The organism is Treponema vincentii, from assembly GCF_018336815.1.
Classification (GTDB): domain Bacteria; phylum Spirochaetota; class Spirochaetia; order Treponematales; family Treponemataceae; genus Treponema.
In genome coordinates this window covers 2,257,737-2,270,352 of record NZ_CP050497.1, presented here as the reverse complement: position 1 = coordinate 2,270,352, position 12,616 = coordinate 2,257,737, and the positions used below count along the sequence as shown (strand labels likewise).

Below are 12,616 nucleotides of genomic sequence, written 5' to 3'. Positions count from 1 at the left end.
GGTAAGGACTGGTATGTTTGATTTTATCAATGCAATCATTACGGCAATCAAAGATTTTTTTGAAGGACTCTTTTTTTCCTCATCGCCGGAGTATCAAAAAAAACGGCAGCTTAAAGGCTATGCAGCAGAACTCAAAAAACTCAATCCGCCGTTATACCATAGCGGTAAAATACTGCTTCCGGCGTTCGGTTCGCTGTTGTATCAGCTGTACCATTTTTTGCAGCCGGTTAAAGCTATTCTGGACAAGACGGTTAATTCCCCTGATATACGTGCGGCCGAAAAATATCAAGCGCTTTTTTTTGAAGCGATCCTGTCGGAAGAGCAGGTAAAACAGCATCGAAGTTTTACCTTTCAAGCGCGGAGCCTCATTTTATCAAAGTGTAAAAACTATCAGGAAACGGAACACACATTGCAAGAACAAATACACAGTTTTAAAAACTTTGTCCGCCTTTTTCATACACCTGCGTTTAAAACACGCGAACAAGAATTGATCAAACTCTTTTTTCTTTCTGATCTGTGCGATTTTGACTACGCATCTTTCCTCAGTCAATTTAACAATAACTTGCAGCTCAATGCAGCAGCACCGTCATCGATTTCTCAGGATAATTTTGAAGAAGTATTTGCCGGTGATGTAATAAAGAATTTGCTGGATTTCCAATTTATCGTACGGCATGTTGCTATTACACAGACGACGATCAACGACGTTATTTTTCTGGCGCGGAGTTTGGGAAATTTTACCGATGAAACAGGCGCAAAACTGGAAAAAACGCTGAATACGGTCGAAAATCTTCTTGCAAATCAGCTGAAGAGAACAACAATACCGATAATGTTGAAATTGATTAAGGAAGATCCCAATTTTAAAGAAAAAATAACCGTTTCCGAATCAAAACCTCTGCAGGAATATATTGATCGGAGCAGCGAAAAGTTTCAAGCGGATTCAAAACGCCTTTTAAAAATCTCCAAAGAAAACAATATTACCGGATTAATAGAAAAATGTTTTGGTAGCGCTCAGTTGAAACCGTTGGATGGATATAATGATGTAGTCAATGATGCGATTCAAAATCTTTCCCCTATTTCTTTTGATTGGGTGAGACCGATGCAATTGTTAAAAGCGTTTACTGAAATGTATTTTGAAACGCACTACAAAACTTTTTTAAAATCGCTGCTGATTGAAGGTTTTTTTGTGAACAAACAGATTGAAGGACAATATGCGGCAATTTATCGTTCCTGCGAAATGCTGTTAGGTAAAATAAATAATTTTGAACAGCTTTTTAAACCGAAAGGTCAATGCAATCTCCTTGAGATTCAAGGCTATATTGCAGAGATTGAAAAAGGTAAAGATATGAAAAAACAGCTGCAGAAAATCGTTGATATTGCAAATATGCAGGCAAAGGCTATCGTTCAAACCGGAAGCAAAGCATATTCCGATCTGTATATTTTTACCGAGCACCTACTGGAGGATATAAAAGCTCCCACTTCCGAACTGATTACAAACATAAAAGCGCTTGCCGTTAGCTCTAAAAATAAAGAATCCTTCACCCGGTTGGAACAGGATCGACACATCTTTGCCATGTTCCTCGAAATAATGAAAAACTATGCAGTATTCGGTTCCATCGAAAAAGGAAAACCCACTGCGCCTATTCCTGCTGCCGTACCGAGCACGGAGCCTACGGTAAAACCTGCGCAGAAGTAGTGTTGCGCCGATAAAAATGAGGAAATTATCAAGCTTGTTATGATATTCAAAACCGCGATATTCCATAAGATATCTTTTTTTTCCTTTTTGCTCTGCGCCGCTTCTTTCTTATATGCTGACAGCTATTCCGGTTCGGGAACAAGCGACGCTCTTATTATCCGTGCACCGGTATGGGTTTTCCTTGAATCTCAGCCGGGCGTCATGGATAACGACACACAGGGCACGCGGCTGCCTCCTCGGCAAGCGCTTATCGAATTATCAAAAACGGTAATGGAAGGGATGACTTACGGCTGGCGGTTTTCTTATACGCCGTTCGATAAACGGAGACGTGTTGCGGAAGAGTTTGAATTAACGTCGCTCCAGACCATCCCTTCGAATGACACCCGCTTATCCGTTACGGAGCTTCGCCCGCAATACCCATATCTATACTGTTGGGCGGAATACCGCGTTACCGATGCAATCGCTTTACACAGAACGGAGTGGATACGCATCAATTATGTTACTGCTAAAGGTTCCGGCAAGGCAGCTCGCAAGATGGAAATAGACGGAGTGCGGCAGGCTTATCGGGACGCGGCGCTTGCCGCCGTTCGGGGGTATCTAAGAAAAAATATTAAAAACAAGCCCAAGTCCGTCAGCGGAGAAATGCTGATAAAAGATAACCCGCGGCTTTATGTTTCGGGCGGAAAGTTCACGGCTGAACTGACCGTCTATTTGTATGTTAAGGAAGTTATTCCCTACGAAGTCTTCTGAAACGCAATTATTATTACTGCTTGACCTTTCATTATTTTACTTATATCATAAAAAAATACGTTAGAGGGTTAGAAGCTTAATAATCCTTGAGTTTTGATAAGTAAGGTGATTCGAATGAAAAAGTTAAAGATACCTGCAGTGCCGTCAATCAGAAGATTGCCGTCCTATTTACATATAGTAAAACAAGCTCAAGCGGATGGATTTCCGTATATTTCCGGTACCGTTATTGCTGAAGAGTTGCACCTTGAGCCCATTCAAGTGCGTAAGGATTTGGCTATTACCGGTATTATCGGTAAGCCGAAAAAGGGCTATCCGGTTGATGAACTCATTGCCGCTATCGAACATTTTCTCCGTTGGGATACGTTGCAAAGGGCCATTCTTATCGGAGCGGGGAACCTTGGAACCGCGCTTACCGGATATCAGGGATTTAGAGACCACGGATTAGAAATTTGCGCGGCTTTCGATAGTGACAAAAAAAAGATCGGCAAAAAAATTCATGGTATTCCGATTTTCGCAATGAATGAATTGGCGGAACAGATTAACGCTTTGCATCCTGCGTTGGCAATTTTGACAGCGCCGTCGCCCAGTGCACAAGATATTGCCGACCAACTGGTAGCAGCGGGAATTGATGCAATCTGGAATTTTACAAATGTAAAAATTAAAGTGCCTGATCACGTGCTCGTTCAGCGGGAAGATCTTACCTCAGGCTATGCGCTTTTAGGCGTTATGATGAATACCCGTATTCAGCAGGCGAGCGAATAACAATCGCCTTATTCTAAATACGGGGCTTTAAGAAATACAAGTGTTAAATCCTCGTAGTAAAACCGCTATGAATCCTTCCGAATATTCTCGACAGGCGGCGCTTTTTTATAACCGCCTTGTAAAACGATATAAACATTTAAAAAAATATGCACGGCGATTGGGCATCTTTGCCTATCGGCTGTATGATAAAGACATCCCCGAAATTCCCGTTGCCGTCGATCTCTATATTGAAGATACAACCGGAGCGTTGTTCGCTGTGCTTACCGAATATGAACGGTCTCCGTATAATAATGATAGCAATAAAGAAGGGAAAACGACCGCTTCTCTTTCGGAGTTGACGGAAGCGGTATGCGATGCTTTGCAAATTCCTGCAGCGCAAGTATACGAAAAATGCCGGAAGCGGCAGCGAGGTGAAGCTCAATATGAAAAGATTGCCGACAGCGGCAAGCGGATCATTATGCGGGAAGGTAAGTGCCGGTTCTTGGTCAATCTATCCGATTACCTCGATACCGGTTTGTTCCTTGATCATCGACCGGCTCGGCTTGCAATTGCCGAAAGCGCCGCCGGTAAGTCGGTGCTGAATCTCTTCTGCTATACTGCTTCTTTTTCCGTTCATGCGCTGGTAAACGGAGCGCGGCGGGTTTGTTCGGTTGACTTGTCGAAAAACTATTTGCAATGGGCGGCAGAAAATGCTCAGCTGAACGGCGTCGCTGATTCTGAGCGCTGTCGGTTTGTGCAAAGCGATGTCCGCCTCTTTCTGGAGCAGTCCGCAAAACGGAAAGAGCGCTGGGATATTATCATCTGCGACCCGCCGACATTTTCCAATTCAAAGCGGGCGCCTCAATTCTTCGATGTGAACCGGCATTGGCAGGATTTAATCCGCAGCTGCTGTAAGGTATTGTCGGCGGACGGCGTTTTATACTTTTCGACCAATTCACGAACACTGCGTTTTAACACAGCGGCGCTTTCGGATAATCAACTCGGCAGTACGGGAGAGAATAAGTTTGTTTATCATAATACGCTCTTTACCGTGCGGGACATCAGCGCACAGTCGATACCGGAAGATTTTCGCAATAAAAGGATTCATCGCCTTTGGAAGATAAACCGTAGTACAACCTTTTGAAAATATCCATACCGTCTACGGCGCATCGTCAAAACTATACATCCGTGTATAGTTTTGACTGCGAGGGGATGTCGAAAAAGTAACCAACTTTTGAGACATCCCCATCGCGTCTCTGACAGGATGTCAGTGGTTCTATATAGTATCGAGTTTTTTTGGACAGCCTTGCGCGGTATTAAAATTTCTCCCATAAGAATGGGATAGGCTTTCCGGAAGACTTCTCAGAAACGGTAAGTTTATCTCTTTCAATGCGATACTGATATGTATGCGCTTCTTTGGCTCTTTTAAGGCAAGCATCTACATCCTTTTTTATGGATGATTTTAGTTCTGCTATAAATTCTGTAAGCGGAGTGTTTTCGGGTAACCCCAGCTCTTTGTATATGCTATTTTGCCCTAATTTTAATGCTTTCTTAATCAATTCACTCTGTTCTTTCGGAGCTTTTTTCAAAAACTCTTCATAAGACATATCTTTATAAGACATATCTGAAGAAAGCGGAAGTTTAACAAAGACCTCAAATATATCTTTATTTGTAATGGACCCTGGGACAAATTGCCGGTGGATAGCTTGGATATCTTTCAACGTAACTAAATCTTTTTGCTGTAATTCAAGGATGGGCAGCCACATATTAGGCATTGTCTCTTTTTCTGTGAAAACAAGTTTCGCAACTTCTTCAGGTGTTATAAGGTTATTATTTTGATAACTCAGACGTTCAAGTGTTGCCGTTATAGTTTTGGCATTGCCATCAATGTTCACGTGGTATACGGCAGCAGGTTCACCGTTACTATGACGCAATGTCAGCTTATCGCCTTCAAATTCATAAGTTCCGCCGTCATTACCTATTGTAAATCTCTTCCGAGCATTTATTGTAACCGTCTTCTTTTGCTCTGCCGTTTTACTGCCACCGTTTTTTTTCAGTGTTGCAGTTAATTCTAGCGTCCGGTAAACCAAATCCCATGTCTCAATATGTCCGCTATTTTCGGAAATCTTTAGTATGCTGTCGTTAGGAGATACCCATGTAAGTTTATACCCGGCAGGAGACTGAGGCAGCGAAATATCGGTATCTATTGCAGTCGGTAGCGTGTTGACAATGTCGTTTAAAACATCCTGAATATTTGGCTCGTTGTTTTTAGGATAGACGGTTACCGTAACGGTTTTTGTGGCTTGGACTCTTCCTTTTTTTGCGGTTGCAGTCAATGTTACTGTCTTTGTTTCCGTTTCATGCGGTTTAACCGTACCAGCCGGAACTGCGATAATGTCTGTCGGTTCTGCTTTCCATTCGATATCAACCTCAACTTCAATAAAAGAATTGGCGCTCTTCTCAATAGAAACCGTTTCTTTAATGGGTAGCGTAATAGAGGACATATCTTTCGTCACCACTGGAGAAATCTGTTTTATCACTCGTTCTGCGGCACGGCTTACCGCTTCTTGATTTGTTCCGCGCACGGTGACGGGGAAAGACTTTGGTGCGCAAACGGCGCCGCTTGTAATGGTTGCCGTCAATGTTACCGGAGTGTCCTCTTCGGGGCGGGTAATGGAACCTTCCTGTACTTTGATTATGGCTTCATTGCTTGACTCCCAGCTGATCTGAGTGCGGTGCAGTCCATGCAGCGGAAGATTTAGCTGATTAGAAGTTATGCTATCTGCAGTATCGCCATTTGGAAAATAGAGTTTTAAACTCTCTGCTGCTTTCTCAACCTTTTCTTGATCCGTTATGGTAGGTTTAAACTTCACTTTTACCGTTATGTCAGCGGTAATTTTTACTCTTGCTGTTCGGCTTCCTGCAGCGCCGGTACCTTTTTCAAAGACGTCGCCGTCGATGCTCCACCTATCAACGGTATAGTCGAAAAAAGGCGATGCGGTAAATTCAACGGTTTTCCCTTGTTCCACTTTGTTGCCGGTAAAGGCTGCCCCGTCAAGCGTTGCGCTCAGCCTGCCGTTCCCGCCGTCTACGTCAAACGTTACGGTGTGCTTGGGCGGCAGTGTTTCTGAATGTTTGAAGGTTACTTTCACCGTTGTATCTGTGGTAATTGTTACTGTTGCGCTTAAACTTCCTGCAGTACCGCCTGTTTTTAGCGCAGTGTTTGGAGAAACTGTCCATGTTTCTACCTCATAGCCGGAGGCTGTCGTTGCGGTAAAGGTAAGCTCAGTGTTCTTATCTACCATGCCGCTGTCAGGCATGGCAGGTGTTACCGTTACATTACCCCCGGCGGTCTTTTCGAGTGTTACTTTGTACTGCACAACCGGCGTTTTGCTTTCGTTGCCGACATTCTGATTACAACCGAAAATCATTACCGCTGCAATGAGCGCAATACAGATAGAGAACATCCTCATAAAAGGACGTACACATTTCTTTGCATCATCATGATTCATAGGATTTTCCTTATTTTGATAATTTTATATACGGACGATGGGGATGCCTCAAAAAGCGGTTAGTTTTTGGACAGCCCCATACTTCATTATGAGGTACTCTTGAAAATCTGCCGACCAAGCTCTTGCTATGAGCAAATAGGGATAGTGCGGAAAAATGACGGCATTGCAGCCGGTCGCCGCTTGAAAAAACGGTAAACGAGCGCTGGTATATGGAATTGTTTTTTGCAGAAGTATGTTTTTTGAGCGCACAGGGAAGCGGCGTAGAATACAGCGGAAGGTCTATCCGCTTTTGAGTGAGAAAGTTATCGGATGCTACATTATGCTGAGTGCTGAGTGCTGAGTGCTGAGTGCTGAGTGCTGAGTGCTGAGTGCTGAGTGCTGAGTGCTGAATTGTGCCGGAAATTTTGCACGTGTCAAGTGCTTTGCGGCTTTTCCGAGAAAAGTGATAACGAGATAATCCTACAATTCGGCTTTGCATGGTGCTATTATAGACGCAAAGAGGAGAGAATACAAGGACACTCTTGCGATTTACCGGAGAAACTAATTTTTGTCTAAATCAATGAAGTTACAATGATAGCGGGTAGTATTAACCGTAAAGTTTCGCTATACTGAAAAAATGAGTGAATTGATACAACCGAAAGTTCTTAAAGGATTTAGAGATTTTTTACCGCGCGACGAAATACAGCGCTCTCTTTTAATTGAAACCGTTACCAATGTATTTAGAAATGCGGGGTTTGTGCCCATCGACACCCCTGCTTTGGAATATTCGGAAGTGCTGTTGCGCAAAAGCAACGGAGAAACCGAAAAGCAAGTATTCCGTTTTAACGATAACGGCGGACGAGACATTGCGCTCCGTTTTGACTTGACCGTTCCCTTTGCCCGCTTTATTGCGGAGCACTATAACGAATTATATTTTCCATTTAAACGATATCATATTGCAAAAGTCTGGCGCGGCGAAAAACCGCAGGCGGGGCGTTACCGCGAGTTTATCCAATGTGATTTTGACAGTGTCGGGTCGGACTGTGCCTATACCGATTTTGAAATTTTGAAAGTCATGTATAACGCCCTTAGAGCGCTCGGCGTAACAAACTTCCGTATTCATATTTCGCACCGCGGCATCTTCAACCGGTTTTTGGACAGACTGGAGTTAAAGGATAAAAGCGAAGACATTCTCCGCATTGTCGACAAGCTAGCAAAAATCGGCAAAGAAGCAGTGATCGAACAACTCGCGGAAATTGCCGGAGCGGAAAAGGCTGAAAAGATCGTACAATACAGCAGCGGCTGTCCGGCAAGCGCCGATTTTGAAACAATCCTTGCGCACATAGAAGCGCTTGCAGGAGGCGCCGCCACCGATACCGTCCGGCTGCGGGACGTATATCAGCTCCTCTGCGATGCGGGCATTGCGGAAAGCTTTGTGCTTGACCCCTCCATTACACGCGGTCTTGATTATTACACCGGCATTGTGTACGAAACCTTTTTAACCGACCTTCCGCAGCTCGGCTCTGTTTGCTCCGGCGGCCGCTACGACAATCTAACGGGGCTTTATATGAAGGATACGGTGAGCGGGGTCGGCGCTTCGATCGGGCTCGACCGTCTCCTCGCAGGATTGGAGCAGCTCGGCATCGGCTCCAAAGCAGCCGGTTTTATCGATGCAATCGTGTTTTACGAGAAAGGCAACTCCATCCGCCGGAATAGCGCCGCGGCGAGGTATCTGGAACAATACGGATGCCGCGTAGAAGTGTTCCCCGAACCTAAGAAAATACAGCAGCAATACGGCTATGCAGAAAAGAAAGGCATCGAATGGGGGCTTTTTATTGAATCTACTTCCGAAAGCACCGGCGAGGTCAAGTTGCCTGACAGCGCCTGTGAGAATTGCCTGTCAAGCGGAGCCACTGTTTCTCCGGTATCGCAGAACTGTGCCGAAATGCCGGTGCGTCTGAAACACCTGCCGAGCAGAACGGAAACCAAGCTATTATTGAAAGATGTTTCGGCATCTTTGAAAGGCGGTAAAAAATGATTATTGCGATAGACGGTCCTGCAGGCTCGGGAAAAAGCACCGTTGCAAAGATGCTTGCAGCTGATTTCGGCTTTACCTTTATGAACACCGGCAGCTTTTACCGTGCGCTCACCCTCGCAGTGCTTCGTTCATTAGGTGGGGATGAAAGCGGCACCGGCGCGGAAAAACCGGATTTGGGAAATGAAACAAAGTGGACGGACTTTGCAAAAACCGTATCACTTGAATATAAGCGGGACGGAATGTATTTAGACGGTCGCTGCGTGGAAGCATATCTCCGCAGCGATGCTGTGGAATCAGTTGTCGCAGCTCTCTCTGCGATTGTTCCCATTCGGCATCTCATCAACGAAAAGATTCGAGCCGCTGCAGCAAAATTGAACATCGTCTGCGAAGGCAGGGATATGACCACCGTGGTATTCCCCGATGCCGAATGCAAGGTGTACCTCGACGCTTCCGCAGAGGCACGCGCACGGCGCCGCTTTGGGCAAGGCACCAGCAATCTCTCGGAAGCCGAAATACGGAAAAGCATTGAAGAGCGGGATGCTATCGACCGGAATAAAAAAGAGGGCAGTTTAAAAATTGCGCAAGATGCTTTCTATTTGGATACATCGGACTTGACGATAATGCAGGTTTGTGAGAAAATAAAAGACAAAATACACGATAAAGGGTTATTTATGGAACAAAAGGAAGTGGCAATGGATGCGGTTATAAATTCCGATCAGAGCATCCAAACACAATTACCAGAGGAGTATTTAAATTTTGAATCTCCTGAAGTCGGAACATTAAAAGAAGGCCGTATTATTGCGATAACCGATGATTCGGTTTTTATTGACGTTGGCGGTAAATCGGAAGGGCGTGTTGCACGCGAAGAATTTACCGAAGAGCCTCAGATCGGTGATACCGTACAGGTATATATCGAAAAAACCGAAGCAACGGACGGTAAGCTGATTATTTCCAAGCAGAAAGCAGACCGAACCGTTTTACGCAAGAAACTACAAAATGCGTACCGGGATAAAACTCCGGTAACGGGCGTCATCAAGAAGCTTGTGAACAAAAGCGGATACGATGTTGAGCTTGGCGCAAATATGATTGCATTCCTGCCGATCAGTCAGGCTGCCGCGCAGAAAGTGGATAAACCTGAATCCCTGTTAGGCGAAAAGGGAACTTTCTATATTGAAAAGATGGTCTTTGACCGCAAGGGAAACAGAGACAATATTGTAGTTAATAGAAGAAAATATCTTGAAGATACGCTGGAAAAAAACCGTGAAGCGTTTTTTGAAAATACCAACATCGGTGACGTTGTAAAAGGAACGGTAAAAAGTTTTACCAGCTTCGGCGCTTTTATCGATCTCGGCGGCTTCGACGGCTTGCTCCATATCAATGATATGAGCTGGGGACATGTTACCCGACCGAAAGATTTTGTGAAAAAAGGTCAAGAAATCGATTTGAAAGTTATCAGACTTGATCCGGCCGAAAAGCGCATCAATCTTTCATTAAAGCATTTTACTCCCGATCCGTGGCTTGAATTTGAAGATAAATTCCAAGTGAACGATATCGTAAAGGGTCATGTTACAAAGATTACCGACTTCGGCGCCTTTGTAGAATTATCCGAAGGTATCGAAGGTCTTGTACACATCAGCGAATTCAGCTGGGTGAAAAAGGTGAGCAAACCGAGCGATATGGTTAAAATCGGCGATGAAGTCGAATGTATGATCCTCGGCTATGATATTCAGGCAGGGCGTGTTTCGCTCGGCTTAAAACAGGTAACGGCAAATCCGTGGGATAATATCGACGAACGCTATCCCGTCGGCACCCGCTTAACCCGTAAAGTAGTTAAACTGACCAATGCCGGTGCATTTATCGAGCTTGAAGAAGGAATCGACGGCTTCTTGCATGTTGACGATCTTTCGTGGACAAAACGGGTACGCCATCCGAACAGCGAACTTGAAGCAGGTCAAACACTTGAAGTCATCGTTATCGAATGCAATCCGGCAGAGCACCGAGTCCGCCTCGGCGTAAAGCAATTAAGCGATGATCCGTGGAAGACCTTCGCGGAAGCATATAAGCCCGGCTCACTCGTTGAAGGTGAAGTTACTTCGGTAACCGACTTTGGAATATTCGTAAAAGTTCCCGGCGGCATCGAAGGTCTTATCCACAAGCAAAACCTCGTAGAAAACCGCGAAGATAATCCCGACGAAGTATTAAAGAAATATGCTGTCGGCGATAAGGTAAAGGCGGCTGTTCTTGATGTCAACGTTAAGGATAAGAAAACGGCTTTTTCAATACGCGACTATAAGAAACGTCTCCAACAGGAAGAGCTTTCCCGCTATATGTCTACAAAACAGGAAGACGGCGAGGGTGCCTTTACGTTGGGTGATCTCATGAAGAATAAAGCATCGGAATAGTTTTGCTGTGAGAGCAGCGTATGTATATTTTAGGTCATATTTTACCCGAAAAAATAGCTGCTCTCATCAATACTCCCTTGTTCACCGATGGCGCTTCGGCTTCGGGGGATGTATTGCTCGAAATTATTCTCCGTTCGAGTATGCAAGCAGTGGGCAGTACCGCTGCTTCTCTTTTTTTAACGGACGAAACGTTACAAAAAGCTCAAACGGTTGCGTATATATGTGATGATACTTTTTATTGCTTTGACGCAAAAAAAGAATTACCGGCAGCAGCGGCATGGGTGTTACGACAAAACGAACCGTTAAGAATGAATACCCCCGATGCAGAAAGTCGCTTTACATCCAACGGTATGGATGGAACTCCCTATGCGGCGTCGGGATTTATCGCAGTACCGCTGTGTATAGAGGATACTCGTATCGGTGTTCTTGAAGCAGTGAATAAAAGAGACGGAGGAAATTTTTTAGAATCCGACCTTTCGTTATTGAGCCTTGTAGCGGGATATGCCGCACCGGTTTACCGTACTTCGTGTGCATACCGTTTCTATGCGGATGCTGTAAAACACAGGGAGCAAATAACAGAATACGCAACGGAAAAAAAGCCTTTTATAGCGTCCAGTCCGGTAATGCGAGAGAAATTTGAGCTCTGTAAGCAGCTTGCATCGTCCGATATACCGATACTTATTATAGGTGAAAATGGAGTAGGAAAAGCGTCAGTTGCAAAGCAGCTGCATATTCACAGCTGCCGTGCAGATCATCCCTTTATTCGTGTGAATTGTACTGAGCCGTCAGACCAGTTGCTTGCCCACCGCTTATTCGGCGCTGCTGCGGATGATACGGCCGTTATCGATGGCTCAGATGAAAGCTGTTTTAAACAAGCCGAAGGCGGTACCTTGTTCCTTGATGAGGCGGCGGTCATTCCGCTTTCACTGCAAAAGAGGCTTTTGGACAAGATTTTACAGCTTGAGCAAAGCGGCGGAAACATACGGTTAATAGCCTCAACATCCCGCGACATCGAACGCTTAACCCGCGAAGGAGACTTCCTATCGGAGCTGTACGGCAAATTAAATGTACTGCCGCTGTATATACCGCCGTTACGGCAGCGCAAAGAAGACATTGAAGCGCTTGCGCAGTTTTTTTTGCGTCAGGCAGCACAGGAAATGCGGAAACCGTTTACCGGTTTTTCGGCAGATGCTCACGAGGCATTGCAGCAAGCGGAATGGAAGGAGAATATACGGGAACTAAAAAACAGCGTCGAATACGGATGCTTAAACGGATATCCGCCGCTCGTTACCGCTGAATATTTATTTCCCCGCTCTGCTACAGCGGTGTTGACCGGAGAAATTGACGGTCTTAAAACCGCAACGGACGTATTTAAACGGACATATATCCGAACAGTACTGGAGAAAACCGGCGGAAATCAAACCGCGGCGGCTTCGATACTGAAAATTCAAAGGACATATCTTTCACGGTTGATGAAAGAACTAAACATAAAAAATTAACG

Annotated in this window: 8 protein-coding genes; 7 read left to right on the top strand and 1 reads right to left on the bottom strand. The window is 44.9% G+C overall.

Annotation, left to right across the window (positions count from 1 at the left end; genetic code table 11):
* The first annotated feature begins 13 nt into the window (after positions 1-13).
* From GWP40_RS10280 to GWP40_RS10265, 4 genes are all read left to right on the top strand, one after another.
* On the top strand, positions 14-1,693 hold the full coding sequence (locus GWP40_RS10280) for a DUF5312 family protein (protein ID WP_212565267.1): 1,680 nt from the start codon (positions 14-16) through the stop codon (positions 1,691-1,693).
* A 39-nt stretch (positions 1,694-1,732) separates the two neighbouring features.
* Positions 1,733-2,443 carry a hypothetical protein gene (locus tag GWP40_RS10275; protein WP_212565266.1) on the top strand — a complete coding sequence of 237 codons (711 nt, stop codon included), beginning with the start codon at positions 1,733-1,735 and terminating at the stop codon, positions 2,441-2,443.
* 114 nt (positions 2,444-2,557) lie between these two features.
* Entirely contained in the window at positions 2,558-3,205 is a 648-nt protein-coding gene (locus GWP40_RS10270) for a redox-sensing transcriptional repressor Rex (RefSeq protein WP_212565265.1), read from the top strand.
* A gap of 67 nt (positions 3,206-3,272) precedes the next feature.
* Positions 3,273-4,328: a class I SAM-dependent methyltransferase gene (locus GWP40_RS10265; protein WP_212565264.1), complete on the top strand. Its 1,056-nt coding sequence runs from the start codon at positions 3,273-3,275 to the stop codon at positions 4,326-4,328.
* Between the two features lie 172 nt (positions 4,329-4,500).
* Here the strand turns inward: GWP40_RS10265 and GWP40_RS10260 are convergent, their stop codons facing one another.
* Positions 4,501-6,696: an immunoglobulin-like domain-containing protein gene (locus tag GWP40_RS10260; RefSeq protein ID WP_212565263.1), complete on the bottom strand. Its 2,196-nt coding sequence runs from the start codon at positions 6,694-6,696 to the stop codon at positions 4,501-4,503.
* A 616-nt stretch (positions 6,697-7,312) separates the two neighbouring features.
* Between GWP40_RS10260 and hisS the strand changes: the two genes are divergently transcribed.
* The 3 genes from hisS to GWP40_RS10245 are packed head-to-tail and all read left to right on the top strand — an operon-like array spanning position 7,313 to position 12,614.
* Positions 7,313-8,713: a histidine--tRNA ligase gene (gene hisS / locus GWP40_RS10255; RefSeq protein WP_212565262.1), complete on the top strand. Its 1,401-nt coding sequence runs from the start codon at positions 7,313-7,315 to the stop codon at positions 8,711-8,713.
* A complete protein-coding gene (gene rpsA / locus GWP40_RS10250) occupies positions 8,710-11,115 on the top strand; it encodes a 30S ribosomal protein S1 (protein WP_212565261.1) in 2,406 nt (801 codons plus the stop codon). Before hisS ends, rpsA begins: the two co-directional genes overlap by 4 nt.
* Positions 11,116-11,135: 20 nt before the next feature.
* Entirely contained in the window at positions 11,136-12,614 is a 1,479-nt protein-coding gene (locus GWP40_RS10245; RefSeq protein ID WP_212565260.1) for a sigma 54-interacting transcriptional regulator, read from the top strand.
* Positions 12,615-12,616 lie beyond the last annotated feature (2 nt).